The following is a 14,711-nucleotide window of genomic DNA, read 5'->3' as shown; positions in this document are numbered from 1 at the left end:
CATATTAGAAATCTATAATGTTATAAAATCATTAGCTTATTTTATTTTTACAGCACAAAATTGAGTTTATGAAATCCTTTTTTTACTTCTTATCTTTTTTACTTCTAACAGCTTCTTGTAAAGAAAGTGTAGTAGAAGAAATCGTTTTTGCGGAGCAGCCGGCCTACTTTGACTGGAGCGCAGCAAACGTTTATTTTTTACTGACAGATAGGTTTCATAACGGGGACAAGTCCAACGATACCATTATCAACCGATCAAAGGAAACAGGGAAACTACGCAGTTTTGAAGGAGGTGATTTTGCTGGAATTATTCAAAAAATAGAAGAGGGTTATTTCACTGATTTAGGAGTAAACGCCATATGGTTAACACCTATCTGGGAACAGATTCACGGTGGAGTAGATGAAGGTACTGGTTATTCCTATGCATTTCACGGCTATTGGGCAAAGGATTGGACTGCTGTAGAACCTTCTTATGGAACTTTAGAAGAGTTCAAAAAACTGGTGGATACGGCACATAAGAATCATATTAGAATTCTTATGGACGTTGTGATCAATCATACGGGGCCAGTAACAGAGCAAGATCCATTGTGGCCAGAGGAATGGGTGCGCACTGGGCCAAGTTGTACGTATCAAGATCAATCTACTGCGGTAAGCTGCACACTGACTAATAACTTACCAGACATAAAAACCGAAAGTACCCAAGAAGTAGATTTGCCTCAAATTCTAGTAGAAAAATGGAAAAAGGAAGGAAGGTATGATCAAGAAGTAAAAGAACTGGATGCTTTTTTTACATCTTCGGGATTGACAAGAACTCCAGTCAACTACATCATTAAATGGGTAACCGATTATGCTAGAGAAACTGGCGTGGATGGTTTTAGAATTGATACGGTAAAACATGTGGAAGAATCGGTTTGGGCTACTTTTAATGAACAAGCAAAACTAGCCTTTGAAGAATGGAAGAAAAATCATCCGGAACAAAGCTTTCATGAGGATGCGTTTTTTATTGTAGGAGAATTGTACGGCTATGAAGCTAGTGGAGGAAGAGTGTATCCGTTTTCAGATCACCAAGCAGATTACTTTGACGTGGGTTATGATGCGATGATCAACTTTGGATTTAAAAACCATGCGGTAGCTGACTACAAAGAGCTTTTTAAAAGATATGATGGTTTTAGAAAAAATCTACTGAACGAAAAACCAGACAGTGAAGCTTATTTTATGAATTACATCAGCTCTCATGATGATGGGCAGCCCTTTGATGCTCTTCGTGGAAAAGCAATGGAATCTGCTGCCAAATTATTACTTACCCCAGGAATGACTCAAATATATTATGGTGATGAAATTGCTAGACCTCTAGTAGTAGAAGGTGCCGTAGGAGATGCCAATTTACGTTCAGTGATGGACTGGGAACATTTGAATCAAGAAGTCTTTAGCCACTGGCAAAAGCTTGGGGAATTTAGAAACAATCATGTAGCAGTAGGTGCAGGAGATCACTTTTCATTAGAATATGAAGGTGTTGGAACACTGGCTGCCCGATTCTATCATAAAAACGATCATCAAGATACCGTACTTATAGGTGCTGGATTAGCTGACGGATTGCTTGAAATTCAAGTGGCTAAGGTCTTTCCAAAAGCCACCCGATTGCGCAACGCTTATACAGAAAAGAAACTTCCTGTTGTCAACGGAAAAGTGACTGTGATGGTAGAGAATGGTTTGGTGTTGTTGGAAAAGATGTAAGACTATTCTGTTTGATGCAGGTATTTCTTGCCACCTTTTAAGAAGCCTCTTGAATAGTTGGTCCCATTGTGATGAGCTGGTTGGAAAAAAGCTAGTTGATGAGTGCTAGGATGTTGCACTCTATTGCTATTCTATGTTTTTCTAGAATAAAACGTCTTCAGTACAATGGGACTGGATAGAGCAAAAAGATTCCTGCAAACACCTATCTTTAAACCTCAATTAAAATTTAAAGATGAAATACGGTTACTACGCGCTACTTTTATTAGGTGTCATCAGTTGTAAAGAAATCGGTGTGTCCGATCAGTCTATAGATAAGAATAATTCTCAAAATGAAGTTGTACGGGACGAGATTCCAACACCTCAACTCCATTTGGAACAAGCAAACCGTCTTGCTCAATTGCCATTACATTGTTTAGAAACAGAATACCCTAATAAAATGGGTCATGTTACTGCCAGTCCTGAAGACCAAAAAAGGCCTACTGTGCAGCATCCCGTTTTTTATGGTTGTTTTGATTGGCACAGTGCCGTTCATGGGTATTGGAGTGCCATAACTTTAATCAAGAATTTTCCAGAATTGGACCAACGAGAAGAGCTGCTTCAAAAGATCCAACGCAACCTTACCGAAGAGAACATTCAAGTAGAAATCGCTTATTTAAACACAAAAGACAACACCAGTTTTGAACGCACTTATGGCTGGGCATGGTTGCTCAAATTGCAACAAGAATTGGATTCTTGGGATAGCAAAGAAGGAGAAAAACTTACTCAAATCCTACAGCCCTTATCAGATGTGGTAGCAGAACGCTACGTGGAATACTTGCCTAAATTAAATTATGCTATACGAGTTGGCGAACATTCAAATACAGCTTTTGGGATGGCCTTTGCTTACGATTATGCAGTTCATGCTCAAAACGAGGTTTTAAAAACGACCATAGAAGCAAAGGCAAAGGATTTTTATCTTAACGACACGGGTTGTCCTATTTCTTGGGAACCTAGTGGTTATGACTTTCTCTCGCCATGTCTGGAAGAAATAGACATCATGAGAAGAATACTTCCTGCGGCTCCATTTCATTCTTGGGTAAAAGACTTTTTACCTGAAATCGAGAAGGGCCTATTAGATATTGAGATTGGTAAAGTCTCGGACCGTACCGATGGCAAACTGGTTCATATAGATGGCTTAAACCTCAGTCGTGCTTGGGTGATTTATGGACTTGCGGCTCAATACCCTCAATACAGTAATCTTACTGAAATAGCAGATGCACATATGACCAACACCTTACCACATCTGGTAGCAGATGATTATGCCGGCGGACATTGGTTAGGGACCTTTGCTATTTACGCATTGCAAAATGCCGAAAATGTTCCGTAATTTGTTTAAAAATATAGGCCCAGCAACATTAATTGCAGCGGCATTTGTAGGTCCAGGAACGGTTACGGTATGCACACTTGCAGGAGCAAATTATGGCTACAGCCTTTTGTGGGCACTATTGCTTTCTATTTTTGCTACCATCATTTTACAAGAAATGGCGGCACGTTTAGGCTTGATCACGGGTAAAGGATTGCCAGAGATTTTAAGAAGTGCGATCTCAAACAAAATCATTAGAGTTACCCTGATTGTTTTAGTTCTTGCGGCCATCGCTGTTGGAAATACGGCTTATGAAGCTGGAAATTTAAGCGGGGGCGTTTTGGGATTGCAAACCATTTTTGGCGCGCAATGGTATTTCCCTTTGCTTTTAGGAGCGATCGCTTTTGGTTTGCTTTTTTATGGCAACTATAAAGTACTGGAAAAAGTATTGATCAGCATGGTAGTCATAATGGGGGCTTCTTTTATCGCCACGGCTATTGCGATAGGTCCAGATTTTAAAGAGGTCCTACAAGGTCTCTTTAAACCCCAAATAAATAGCGATAATATATTGACCATAGTAGGATTGATAGGTACAACGGTTGTTCCTTATAACCTATTTCTTCACGCCTCGCTGGTCAGTGAAAAATGGAATTTGCCCAGCGATTTAAGTGCGGTACGAAAAGATACTGTGATCAGTGTCGTTCTAGGCGGGTTGGTTTCTATGGCAATCATTATTGCAGCAACAGCATTACAGGGAACTGAAGTCGCTGGTGGAGCGGCGCTTGCCTCAGCACTAGAACCGGTGTATGGATCCTGGGCAACCTATGTATTTTCTTTGGGTATTCTCGCAGCAGGAATCACCAGCGCAATTACCGCACCTCTTGCTGCCGCTTATGTAGTAAAAGGCTGTTTGGGCTGGAAAGGAAACATGAAAAGCTGGTCGTTTAGAGGGGTATGGATATTTATTCTCGTTACCGGTGTTCTCTTTTCTAGTATAGGTTTGAAGCCGCTTGATATCATCACATTTGCTCAAATAGCAAACGGATTGTTACTTCCGATTATCGCTATTTTGTTGCTTTGGCTGGTGAATCAGAAGTTATTGGGTCCCTTTCAAAATAAACTCTGGCAAAATATCATGGCGGTTATAGTCATTCTTATTGCTGTAATTTTAGGTGCCAAAACACTTTTAAAAGTATTTGAACTCATATAACATGAAAAGCATCGATATCAATTGTGATCTAGGAGAAGGAATGGCGACTGACAAACACATCATGTCATTTATCAGCTCTTGCAATATTGCTTGTGGCGGTCATTATGGCGATGAAAAATCCGTGAGAACTGCCTTGCAACTGGCTTTGAGTCATGGTGTAAAAGCAGGTGCGCACCCGTCTTTTGAAGATAAAGAGAATTTTGGACGTGTATTCATGGATGTTTCTAGGTCTCGCTTTCGCGAAAGCGTCACCCAACAAATGCATCTCTTTACCCAAACAGCACAGCAGGTAGGAGTGGAGTTGCACCACATAAAAATGCATGGAGCTCTGTATCATGCCACCGCTTATCGAGAAGACTTTTCTGACTGGTTAGTAGAATGGATGAAGGACTTTTACAGCGAGACCGTTCTTTATGTGCCGCCTGGGTCGTTATTAGAAAAAAAATGTGTGAAAAATAAAATTCCTTATATGCGAGAAGCATTTGCAGATCGTTATTACGATACACAAGGAAAGCTAGTAGCCAGATCTATGCCTAACGCATTGATTACCGATTATAAAGTAGCAGCACAACAAATAGCTGTACTGGTCAAGGAGCAAAAAGTAACCTCTATAGAAGGTGTTTCCAATAGACTGGAAGCAGATACTATTTGTCTTCACGGAGATAATTTAGGATTGACAACAAGTTTAGAATACCTTGTAAAGGAACTTAAAACAAAAGGAATTATCATTGCTTAAACATCAAATTACATATCATGTTTACAGTGAAAAGGCACTGTTGATTTCATGGGAGGAACAAACGACTGACATGATTTCTAGGAGAACCACTGCCGAACGCCAGATTAAAAAACTCTTTAAAGAAGCAGTACATATCAATCACGGTGCCTATTCTATTTTAGTTGTAGCTGAGCTGGAGATGGATCACAATGAGGTGATCGATCTAATTGATAAACGCTTACAAAGTAAAAAGAGTTTAGAACCAGCCGCCAGCTTATGGAAGTTGCCTATCCTCTACGATATAGAAAAAAGTCTGACCGAAGCTTTAAAACCTACTTGCGATTTTAAGGAGATCATTAGCATTCATAGTTCTTCTATTTATGTGGTAGACTTTATAGGGTTTTTACCAGGTTTTCCCTATTTAAAGGGACTGGACAGTCGTTTGCAACTGCCTAGAAAAACAACACCATCTTTAAAAGTTGCCGCAGGATCTGTTGCTGTTTCTAATGAGTATTGTGGAATCTACCCGACTTCAAGTCCAGGAGGCTGGCACGTGTTAGGAAACTGCCCGCTGCCTATTTTTGATGTTCATAGAGCTCCACCTAGCTTGCTTCAGTCTGGAGATCAGGTACAATTTTATGCAGTTTCTCAGGAAGAACACGATCAACTTATTGCACAGCGAGAGACAGGCATATTAGAACTAGAAAATTTTAAAAGCCATGTCTAGAATAACGATACTCCATGCAGGTTTCTATGATTCTATTCAAGACAGGGGTAGGGGAAAATACCGTCATTTAGGTGTACCATACAGCGGTGCTATGGATCAAAAAGCAGCAGACTTAGGCAACTCTTTATTGAATAATAGGCTGGATGCTGCAGTGTTGGAGCTCGTTTTAAAAGGAGGCGTTTATTTATTTTCATTACCTACTTGTATAGCAATTACTGGAGCAAAAGCTAGAGTGACTGTAAATGATATAGCGGTTGAACAAAACAAGTTACTAGAAATAAATTCTGGAGATGTATTAAAAATAGGAGCAGCAACAACAGGCAATTTTATTTATGTTTCTATAGGTGGTGGTTTTCAAACAGAAGAAGTATTGGGGAGCAAATCCTTTTATAGCGGCATTACGTTAATGGGAAAATTACAAAAAGGACATGATATAGATTATGCTCCATATACGACAAACCAGTTGACAAAGGCTCATTGGAAACCCGTGGGACAGGAAAGTGCTTTGCGATGCTATGCAGGTCCAGAATTTCATTTATTAGATAGAAAACAGCAAGAGAAATTATTGAATACTAGTTTTACTATTTCAAAAAACGGGAACCGCATGGCCTTCCAATTGGAAGAAAAAATATCCAATAGTCTGGACCAACTAAAAAGCAGTCCCGTACTTCCAGGAACTGTCCAGCTTACTGCTAATGGACAGCTTATCGTATTGATGCGAGATGCTCAAACCACAGGAGGATATCCTCGAGTATTGCAATTGGAAGAAGCTTCTATATCCAGTTGTGCTCAAAAGAGAGTAGGAAATCAGATTGACTTGGTAGTCCTATAATTGTTAAACCATAGTTGTTGCTCTTTTTCCTCAGATGAGATGGTAGTGCATACTTGCGAGACGTATTTATTTGATCATAGAAAGTTCTATTTCCCCCTTGATAAAGAGGATGCTTGACAAGATGCTTTACTAAAAACAGAACCAACAAAAGATAGCGCTACATAGCGGGGTTTCAATTCAAAAACTCCTGTTAATTCAGCTTTTATTAAGAAAAAGGCTACCGTTTTATATGTATCTTAAAATAAAAAATGAGTAACCAAAACCTTATCCAAAAAGAAGCAAGAGAAAAATACTTAGAACTTTCTAGAAATATTAAAACTGCCATGATGTTGACAGAGCTAGGGAAAGCGCCTATTCATGCCATACCAATGGGGTCCAAAGAAATACTCGATAATGGGGATGTTATTTTCTTCAGTAAGTCGACCAGTGAGCACAATGCCAATATTGAAAAGAACAATCAGACGCAACTAATTTTTAGCGATGTGACATCTAAAGAATTTTTAAGCGTCTACGGTACCACAGAAGTCTCTAGAAATAGTGAATTAATTGAAAAGCACTATGATAAATTAGATGCCAATTGGTTTGAAAGTAAAAATGACCCAACACTTACGGTGCTTATTTTTAGTCCGCAAGAAGGACATTACTGGGATAACAAGACCAACGCTCTTATTACTTTGGCAAAATTAGCTTACACAAAAGCAACTGGCGACGAGACAGAAATAGGAGTGTCAGGCAGTCTGAAAATGTAAACCAAGACAACTGCAGGGAACTAATAATTTAAAAGCAATGATGAAAAATATCTTTTAAATAAAAAAAAGCCGATCTGGGGATCGGCTTTTTTATGGGCTCTAGTTAAGTGAAGAGTGAAGAGTGAAGAGTGAAGAGTGAAGAGTGAAGAGTGAAGAGTGAAGAGTGAAAAGTAAAAAGTGAAAGGTGAAAGGTGAAAAGTGAAAAGTGAAAGGTGAAGAGTGAAGAGTGAAGAGTGAAGAGTGAAAAGTGAAGAGTGAAGAGTTTAAAGTGAAAAGTGAAAGGTGAAAAGTGAAAAGTGAAGAGTGAAAGGTGAAAAGTGAAGAGTGAAGAGTGAAAAGTGAAGATCTTCAAGGTCGTTAACCAGCCAGCGGTTGATTATAGACCACATTTTGCTCTCCGTATTTTTTCAGATAGGAGCGTATGATCTGATTGGTATGGTAATTTGCTGCTTTGCGGTCTATGTAGTCCTCACAATCCTCCATGGTGGCTATGGAAGCGTATTGATCCACAAAACCATAACCCTGATACTCTCCATCTTTAACCATAATAAAACAAGCTTCTTCAGCTGTGCGACCTGGTTGTTTGATGATGTAATTAGAGTTTTGATTGTGTAAAGCAGTGATTGCTTGAGTCGCTCTGATATTATAGAGCGAAACCAGTTCTTCTTTTTTACAGACGCCTTTGCAGTTTTTGAGTTTGTAGTGAGATGAGCAATCTACTGGAGTTTTAAAACTGCAATATCGCGGACAGAGGTTAAAGTCTGCACAGAGTTGTTCTAATTGTTCTACCGCATGCGATCTATCGTAATGAGTGACTACCGAATAGTCATAAGACTTCACCAGTCCTACAGCAAATTGAATAACTCCTATTTGGTTTTTGTAGTGTAGGATTTGATAAGCGGCTCTTGGTTTCTTCTGGGCGCTATTGAATTTGGGGTAGTACTGTTTGATGAGATCTGCTTCTTGTAATAAAGCGACCAATTCATTACCCGTAGGAATGTGTTCTATATGGAAGATTTCTTGACACATCAGATAAGACTTGCTCGTTTTAGAATAAAAATGAGACAGCACCCGTTTTTTAATATCGATGGCTTTACCGACGTAAATGACCTTTTGAGCCTGATTTTTAAACAGATATACCCCTGGAGTACCTGGCAATTCATCAAAAAGAGACCGGTCTAAATGCGGCGGAAAAGTTCCTTCCTTATTACTTCCTTTTAGAAACTTTGTAAACTCTTCACCATCCGTATCTATTTCTAGTAACCTTTGAAATAAAGTCACTGTTGCATCGGTATCCCCTTCGGCACGATGTCTATTTTCTAGCGAGATGCCCAAAGAATGGCACAACTTCCCTAAGCTATAGGAATTCATTCCTGGAATCAATTCTCTTGAAAGTCGTACGGTACACAACTTTTTACGTTTAAAATCATAACCTAGACGTTTGAATTCATTGTGTATGATATTGTAATCAAAGTTGACATTATGCGCAACAAAAATACAGTCGCGTGTCATGCGTTCTATTTCTTCAGCCACTTCAGAAAACAAAGGAGCCGCAGCGACCATTTCGTTATCAATCCCAGTTAAACTAGTAATAAAATCGGGGATCAAACTCTCAGGATCAATAAGGCTTGTGAATTTTTCAATCACTTCGCTTCCCAGCATGCGCACCATACAGATCTCTGTCATGCGGTTATTACTTATTCTATTGCCTGTAGTCTCTACATCTATAACACAATAATACTGTTCTTTAAAATTCACTAAGTTGTTTTTATTTGGAAATGTTCCAAAATTATGGAATAATTCCTAATAAAAGACACTCGTTATTACTTTTAACAGAGTTTATTTCTATTCTCGCTTTCGCGAAAGCGGAGTGGTCATCATCCCTTTGCTGCATATTAAACACCAGCCATTGCAGCCAGGTGTTTTTATGCTTACTATCTTACTGTTTTCACCATTGTTTTAAGTACTAATTGAGCCTTAAAAAGTAAATAGGAAAGCCCAGAGTTTCTTCTTTTTTAATGAGCCTAAACCCAAATTTCTGATACATTTGAGCATTGCTTATGGATGCCGCATCTATGATGACGGGCAGCTGATTGTTCTTATATTTATTTCTGACTTCTATCATTAAACGTACGGCAGTCCCCTTACCGTCAGACTCCCTTTTAACCCCAAGTATAACGGGTCTTATATGTGCTTCTTTTGGATAGTTTTTATGTGCCATGTGCTGCCTTTTTATCACACCAAAAATACGTTCTATGCCTATACATTTAAATGCCATTTTAACGTCTAGAATGATGGTTCTAAAGCTGATTTTTTCTAGATGAGGGAATTTTATTAAGATACATGCTTTGTCATTATCTGATATATAAACTTCTCCAAAAAGTAGGGCTCTTTCAAATAAGTATTCCATTAACACCTGCATGCGCACTGCTCTTTTTTGATCTTGTTTTACCACAAGATTTATAGAGTTTTCTTCTGTCAATGGTAAAAAGGCAGAAACCAGTATTTCGGATACGAGCTTCTTGTCTAGATAAGTTGCTTTTCTCAAATTGACAGCATTATTTGGTTGGGGTAGGTAAGGTAAATGGACATCGTTTTTGGTCAGTGAATAAATCAAATATAATATTTATCTGATAGACAATTGACAGACTAGAACCAGTTAATTCTCCAACTTCCTAATGACCCAGCCTATCCATTGAATGTGTGGTTCTTATGCTATAATAAAAACATGGTGTGGCCTGTATGATGGTCACATCAATACAGGAAGCACCGAGGTTGGATGCACTTTTAACTACTACAACTCAACATACTACAACCTACTTTAGAGCGCGCCCATTCTGGTCGTAAAGCATACCATTTTTCAAATTCGGGTTGCTCGTCGTATGGGTTTTGAAGCATTTCATATACCTCTCCAAGTAATTCATAATCACCTTGGTCAGCCGCATCGATAACCAGCTGTGAGATGTAGTTTCTCAAGACGTATTTAGGGTTGGTCTTGTTCATTTTTTCTATCCTCGCTTTCGCGAAAGCGGAGTGGTCATCATCAGTTTGCTCCATATCAAACACCAGCCTTTCTATGTAAGCTTCCAACCATTGCAGCCAAGTGTTTTTATGCTTTTCTTCTACATCAGTATTGGTATAAAATGACGCTGAAATCACCTTAAAAGCATCTTTTACAGCTGTTTTTGAGTCGATTTTGCTTAATTCACGATAGAAAATAGTCATGTCGGTCTCGTGAAGGTGCAGGTTTTCTTCCAGTGCTTGCATCAAATCACGGTCGTCTTTATGAGTGTAATAAATACCTATTTTGTTCATCATGGTATCTAAATACTGTACCTGATAATTGGTCTTGTAACTGTCTAGGATTCTTTGAAGTGCCGGAGCATCTTCTATCAGTGGAAAAAGAGCATTAGCCAATTGAAGTAAATTCCAAAGCCCAATTTCTGGTTGTGCGCCGTATCTATATCTTTTATGCTGTCGGTCTGTGGTATTAGGAGTCCAGCCGTGGTCGTAAGGTTCTAACCAGCCATAAGGTCCATAATCTATAGTGAGTCCTAGAATGGACATGTTATCGGTATTCATCACCCCATGAACAAAGCCTACTCGTTGCCAGTGCATGATCATTTCTAAGGTGCGATCTGTTACTTCTTGAAAGAATTGTAAATAAGCTTCGGCACCACTGGTTTTGATGTCTGTAAAAAAGGTAGCGATCGTATAATCGGCAAGTTCTTTGAGAAGTTCGTTTTCGCCTTGAGCGGCAGCCAACTCAAAATTACCAAATCGTATAAAACTAGGGGCTACACGACAGACGATGGCTCCTTTTTCATGAGCGGGATGACCGTCGTACATAACGTCGCGCAATACTTCTTCACCACTTAATGACAGTGATAGCGATCGAGTGGAAGGAATGCCTAAATGATGCATGGCCTCACTACAAAGATGCTCTCTAATACTGGATCTCAACACGGCAAGACCATCTCCACTGCGCGAGTATGGAGTAGGACCAGCGCCTTTTAATTGAAAAGCCCAGCGGTTACCATCTTGCAAGGTTTCAAATAAATTGATCGCCCGACCATCGCCTAACTGTCCGGCCCAATTGCCAAATTGATGTCCTGCATAGGCCATCGCATAGGATTCTGTATTTGGGTAAGGCTGCTGGCCCGTAAAGAGTTGTAGAAACTCTTCGGACTGCAGGTCTTCTTCGGTAAAGCCGAGTTCTTTTGCGAGCTTTGAAATATGTATAAAACTACTCTTAGCAAATTTCAATGGCAGCGCTTTTGAAAACGCCACATGCTCTACTTGTCGGGTATAATTTTCTTCTATAGGATCTTTAGGTAAAGCGTTGGTAAAGCTATTATCGATGTGTAGTTTGCGCATACTACAAAGGTAAGGAATGAGAGGGAGTCACAACAGGTATTAGGAGCTAGATAAGGTCTTGTGAAGAGGGACTTTGTTCTACATGGTCACTTCTAGTTATTCATCCTAACTCAATTGTTGTTATGGACCTTACTTTTAATAAGGATGTCGGGGGTGCTGATCCTATTTATCGGGAAATGAATACGGCATCAAATGGAGCAAGCTTTACATCACTTCTTCATAAATGCAACGATCTCATCAATGCGATCATTCCATGGGAAGAAGAGCTGGGTTACCATGGGAATGTGCTTTTTATCTAGAAATTCTATTTGAACATCAGGTTGGTATTTTTGAAGCTCTTGAACAAACTTTTCATTACCAGCTATAATGGAGGCATAGGTTTTTGTCCCTGTATAGATTTTTATTTCAGGCGTTTGCTCATCTATAAAGTAATATGGAGAAGCGGCTTTCCAGTTTTCTGGGTCCAGCGTCCAAGTACTGATGTAGTTGTATTGCTCGGTAGGCTTATTTTCTAGTAAGTAGGAATACATGTCCAGTCCTGCCGCATCGTTTAAAATAATTCCTTTTACAGTATTTGGCGCTACACCATATTGCTGATTCATTACGGCTAGGGAACTTAAATGCACACCAGCACTGTGTCCGGTAATGTAAATTTGACTGGGATCGCCACCATAGGTTGAAATGTTTTTTTGCGTCCATTTGATGGATTGTGCAATTTGCGCTGTCATTTCTTTATAGCTGGCCACTGGACTTTTAGTATAATCAGGGATGACAACAGTAACTTCATTACGCGCAAAATTGCGGCCAAGGAAATTGTAAATTTCTTTACGACCACTGTTCCAGTAACCACCGTGAACAAAAATTAACACAGGTTGTAAGGAATCCTTTGTACCGCGTTTCGTGAAAATATTTAAGGTAGGTGCAGGTGTTTCTTCTATATGAAAGGTCTTATAGTCTATGTTCTTGAATTTTTTCAAAGAACAACTCGTAAGAATAAAACCAAAACACATAAAAACAAGGGAATGTTTGAAAGACATCAGCTAAGTTTTTGAATCGAAATTCGCACCATATAAGAGCAGAAGACTATTTCTTGATAATTAAATAGCAGCGTTCAAACCAATGAGTTGATTCCTTTATTGCATCAATCAGGAATTTTCTTTTTTGGCAGCTTCTTGAGCTGCTTTAGTAATCGCCTTTAAACGCTCGGTGCGCAGTTCCTTCTTTGTACGCTTTTTGTTTTTGATGCGCTCGATAAGCTCCGTATGCTTATTCTTGTTTCTGAGATTTTTTTCTTTCCCTTGCTTAGCCATAATAATTTGATCAAGGCACAAAGATAAAGTATATCCACCTCAATGCGGTAGGTCTTACATTTGTATAAAATTTAGAATCACATGACATTAGAGGACCTAGTTGGGGATTATCGTATAAAAGGTCATAATCAAGACGCTTTAAGGAGCAGTTATGAAGGGGAGCTAAGCTTATCCCTAGATAAAAATAGAAGAATCATCGCTTTATGGAACATCAGTGGTGATCAGGTTCAAAAAGGGACTGGATTTTTTAAGGATCAAATTTTAGTTATTAATTTTAATTACCTAGGGGAGCAGGATCAGGTCTTTAAAGGTGTGGTGGTTTACAAATGTCTTTCTAAAGATGTGTTGGACGGATTTTGGTCGGAGAAGCATGGAGATCCTTTGTTTTTAGGAGCAGAGCAAGGTTTTAAGATCCATGAAAAGAAGCCTTTATTACATTAAGGCAGGGAGGCTTTGAACGATTCCGCTTTCGCGAAAGCCAAAGAAACACCATTTAAAAGCCACTAGTGATAATTTTTACTGCATAAAAGTTCTAACTTCATGTTAAAGTTTGTAGGAAATTACTCTTTGTTTAATATTTTTCTTTCGGTTAATGATATTAAAATTATTTTTTGAAAGAGACAACTATTTTTCATATCGTTTTTATTTTATTCAATGTAGCCCACTAGATATGAAATTATTCCAAAAACTTAGTCTTATTGTGATCATCTTGTTGTTGCTAAATTCTTTTACAGCTGTTAAAGAAGAGGCGTTAGTGGGTAGATGGAAAGGAAAGGAAAAAGAAGATATTAATTTTTTAACCCTGTCAGCAGATGGTTTTGCTACTTTTGAAACGGAGGATCAGATTATGGGTGGGAAATCTTTTAAAATGCGCGGTGTAACTGCTAGTATGAGATACTCGTTCAATGCAACGACAGTGCCAGCTACTATAGATTTCATTATTTATGAAGACCAGACTCATAACGAGCTAACCCGCCTCAGGGGTATTTATGAAATAAATACGAGAGATGAGTTACATTTAGCTCTGACATTTGGAGAAGGAATGGATCGTCCAGTTGATTTCAGCACCGATAACGTCATGTTTTATCGTGTGAACTAATTTGTTATAAGCGTTATCTCTTTTATGAAATGTCCTTGTAATCCTTACCGTACATATGAAAATTGTTGTGCAAAAGCACATCGCGATATCTTACAGGTTACCACTGCAGAGCAGCTCATGCGTTCAAGGTATAGTGCTTTTGTACTGGGTAATATTGCTTTTTTACAGGAGAGTCATCATTCTTCCAATAGTCCTGATAAAAAAGAGGCTCGACAAATAGAAAACTGGACCAATTCAGTGAACTGGATCAAACTTGTAGTACTTCAAACTAACGAAGGATTAGAGAAAGATAGCACGGGTACTGTAGCATTTAAAGCCTTTTATATGGAAAACAATAAGGTGCAGGTGATTCATGAAAATTCTCGATTCTGTAAAGAAAATGGACACTGGGTCTATCTGGATGCTCAGGATTGACACCCGTTTTTAAGCTTTAAAATTGGACAACTCCACAAGACTTTTTACTTTGACCTGCTCAGTAACAGAAAACGCCGCACAGACTTGTGTTCTTCTAGCGATCAAGTCTATACAGATCTCAGAGGAGCTGTGTAGGTAAAAAAACGAGCGATAATATTTATAAAAAACGTGCGTAGTTTTATTCAACTTGTCGCTATATTGCC

General features: G+C 38.9%; 15 protein-coding genes. 10 read left to right on the top strand and 5 right to left on the bottom strand.

Annotation, left to right across the window (positions count from 1 at the left end; translation table 11 throughout):
- Positions 1-68 precede the first annotated feature (68 nt).
- From CW736_RS13310 to CW736_RS13280, 7 genes are all read left to right on the top strand, one after another.
- Positions 69-1,733 carry an alpha-amylase family glycosyl hydrolase gene (locus tag CW736_RS13310; RefSeq protein ID WP_101014840.1) on the top strand — a complete coding sequence of 555 codons (1,665 nt, stop codon included), beginning with the start codon at positions 69-71 and terminating at the stop codon, positions 1,731-1,733.
- 232 nt (positions 1,734-1,965) lie between these two features.
- Entirely contained in the window at positions 1,966-3,099 is a 1,134-nt protein-coding gene (locus tag CW736_RS13305; protein WP_101014839.1) for a DUF2891 domain-containing protein, read from the top strand.
- Positions 3,089-4,285: an Nramp family divalent metal transporter gene (locus CW736_RS13300; protein WP_101014838.1), complete on the top strand. Its 1,197-nt coding sequence runs from the start codon at positions 3,089-3,091 to the stop codon at positions 4,283-4,285. Before CW736_RS13305 ends, CW736_RS13300 begins: the two co-directional genes overlap by 11 nt.
- A 1-nt stretch (position 4,286) precedes the next feature.
- On the top strand, positions 4,287-5,021 hold the full coding sequence (locus CW736_RS13295; RefSeq protein WP_101014837.1) for a LamB/YcsF family protein: 735 nt from the start codon (positions 4,287-4,289) through the stop codon (positions 5,019-5,021).
- On the top strand, positions 5,014-5,727 hold the full coding sequence (locus tag CW736_RS13290) for a 5-oxoprolinase subunit B family protein (RefSeq protein ID WP_101014836.1): 714 nt from the start codon (positions 5,014-5,016) through the stop codon (positions 5,725-5,727). Before CW736_RS13295 ends, CW736_RS13290 begins: the two co-directional genes overlap by 8 nt.
- Positions 5,720-6,559, top strand: a complete 840-nt coding sequence (locus CW736_RS13285) for a biotin-dependent carboxyltransferase family protein (RefSeq protein WP_101014835.1) — start codon at positions 5,720-5,722, stop codon at positions 6,557-6,559. The genes CW736_RS13290 and CW736_RS13285 overlap by 8 nt, the downstream gene beginning before the upstream one ends.
- Positions 6,560-6,807: 248 nt before the next feature.
- Positions 6,808-7,308 (top strand): pyridoxamine 5'-phosphate oxidase family protein, encoded by a 501-nt coding sequence (locus tag CW736_RS13280; RefSeq protein WP_101014834.1) that lies wholly within the window; start codon positions 6,808-6,810, stop codon positions 7,306-7,308.
- 357 nt (positions 7,309-7,665) lie between these two features.
- On the opposite strand, the gene CW736_RS13270 is transcribed toward CW736_RS13280, so the two are convergent.
- The 5 genes from CW736_RS13270 to CW736_RS14225 form a co-directional block, all read right to left on the bottom strand.
- Entirely contained in the window at positions 7,666-9,066 is a 1,401-nt protein-coding gene (locus CW736_RS13270) for an exonuclease domain-containing protein (protein ID WP_232735368.1), read from the bottom strand.
- A 208-nt stretch (positions 9,067-9,274) separates the two neighbouring features.
- A complete protein-coding gene (locus tag CW736_RS13265; protein ID WP_232735367.1) occupies positions 9,275-9,925 on the bottom strand; it encodes a GNAT family N-acetyltransferase in 651 nt (216 codons plus the stop codon).
- Between the two features lie 170 nt (positions 9,926-10,095).
- Positions 10,096-11,685 carry a protein adenylyltransferase SelO gene (locus CW736_RS13260; protein WP_101014831.1) on the bottom strand — a complete coding sequence of 530 codons (1,590 nt, stop codon included), beginning with the start codon at positions 11,683-11,685 and terminating at the stop codon, positions 10,096-10,098.
- A 209-nt stretch (positions 11,686-11,894) separates the two neighbouring features.
- Positions 11,895-12,722 (bottom strand): alpha/beta hydrolase, encoded by an 828-nt coding sequence (locus CW736_RS13255; RefSeq protein ID WP_101014830.1) that lies wholly within the window; start codon positions 12,720-12,722, stop codon positions 11,895-11,897.
- A 108-nt stretch (positions 12,723-12,830) separates the two neighbouring features.
- Complete coding sequence (locus CW736_RS14225; protein WP_169934544.1) at positions 12,831-12,995, bottom strand: hypothetical protein; 165 nt, start codon at positions 12,993-12,995, stop codon at positions 12,831-12,833.
- A gap of 81 nt (positions 12,996-13,076) precedes the next feature.
- Between CW736_RS14225 and CW736_RS13250 the strand changes: the two genes are divergently transcribed.
- The 3 genes from CW736_RS13250 to CW736_RS13240 all read left to right on the top strand — a co-directional run bounded on the left by CW736_RS13250 (position 13,077) and on the right by CW736_RS13240 (position 14,508).
- The gene (locus CW736_RS13250) at positions 13,077-13,436 is read left to right on the top strand and encodes a hypothetical protein (RefSeq protein WP_101014829.1); all 360 of its coding nucleotides are present in this window, start codon (positions 13,077-13,079) and stop codon (positions 13,434-13,436) included.
- Between the two features lie 229 nt (positions 13,437-13,665).
- The gene (locus tag CW736_RS13245; protein ID WP_101015143.1) at positions 13,666-14,094 is read left to right on the top strand and encodes a hypothetical protein; all 429 of its coding nucleotides are present in this window, start codon (positions 13,666-13,668) and stop codon (positions 14,092-14,094) included.
- 24 nt (positions 14,095-14,118) lie between these two features.
- On the top strand, positions 14,119-14,508 hold the full coding sequence (locus CW736_RS13240) for a YchJ family protein (RefSeq protein WP_101014828.1): 390 nt from the start codon (positions 14,119-14,121) through the stop codon (positions 14,506-14,508).
- Positions 14,509-14,711 lie beyond the last annotated feature (203 nt).

The organism is Nonlabens sp. MB-3u-79 (genome assembly GCF_002831625.1).
Taxonomy (GTDB): Bacteria; Bacteroidota; Bacteroidia; order Flavobacteriales; family Flavobacteriaceae; genus Nonlabens.
This window is presented reverse-complemented; position numbering and strand designations above follow the sequence as displayed.

What these genes read in the sequence shown, in the direction of transcription:
- CW736_RS13310 (WP_101014840.1), top strand. Translation starts at nt 69, where the DNA reads ATGAAATCCTTTTTTTACTTCTTATCTTTTTTACTTCTAACAGCTTCT.
- CW736_RS13305 (WP_101014839.1), top strand. Translation starts at nt 1,966, where the DNA reads ATGAAATACGGTTACTACGCGCTACTTTTATTAGGTGTCATCAGTTGT.
- CW736_RS13300 (WP_101014838.1), top strand. Translation starts at nt 3,089, where the DNA reads ATGTTCCGTAATTTGTTTAAAAATATAGGCCCAGCAACATTAATTGCA.
- CW736_RS13295 (WP_101014837.1), top strand. Translation starts at nt 4,287, where the DNA reads ATGAAAAGCATCGATATCAATTGTGATCTAGGAGAAGGAATGGCGACT.
- CW736_RS13285 (WP_101014835.1), top strand. Translation starts at nt 5,720, where the DNA reads ATGTCTAGAATAACGATACTCCATGCAGGTTTCTATGATTCTATTCAA.
- CW736_RS13280 (WP_101014834.1), top strand. Translation starts at nt 6,808, where the DNA reads ATGAGTAACCAAAACCTTATCCAAAAAGAAGCAAGAGAAAAATACTTA.
- CW736_RS13260 (WP_101014831.1), bottom strand. Translation starts at nt 11,685, where the DNA reads ATGCGCAAACTACACATCGATAATAGCTTTACCAACGCTTTACCTAAA.
- CW736_RS13255 (WP_101014830.1), bottom strand. Translation starts at nt 12,722, where the DNA reads ATGTCTTTCAAACATTCCCTTGTTTTTATGTGTTTTGGTTTTATTCTT.
- CW736_RS14225 (WP_169934544.1), bottom strand. Translation starts at nt 12,995, where the DNA reads ATGGCTAAGCAAGGGAAAGAAAAAAATCTCAGAAACAAGAATAAGCAT.
- CW736_RS13250 (WP_101014829.1), top strand. Translation starts at nt 13,077, where the DNA reads ATGACATTAGAGGACCTAGTTGGGGATTATCGTATAAAAGGTCATAAT.
- CW736_RS13245 (WP_101015143.1), top strand. Translation starts at nt 13,666, where the DNA reads ATGAAATTATTCCAAAAACTTAGTCTTATTGTGATCATCTTGTTGTTG.
- CW736_RS13240 (WP_101014828.1), top strand. Translation starts at nt 14,119, where the DNA reads ATGAAATGTCCTTGTAATCCTTACCGTACATATGAAAATTGTTGTGCA.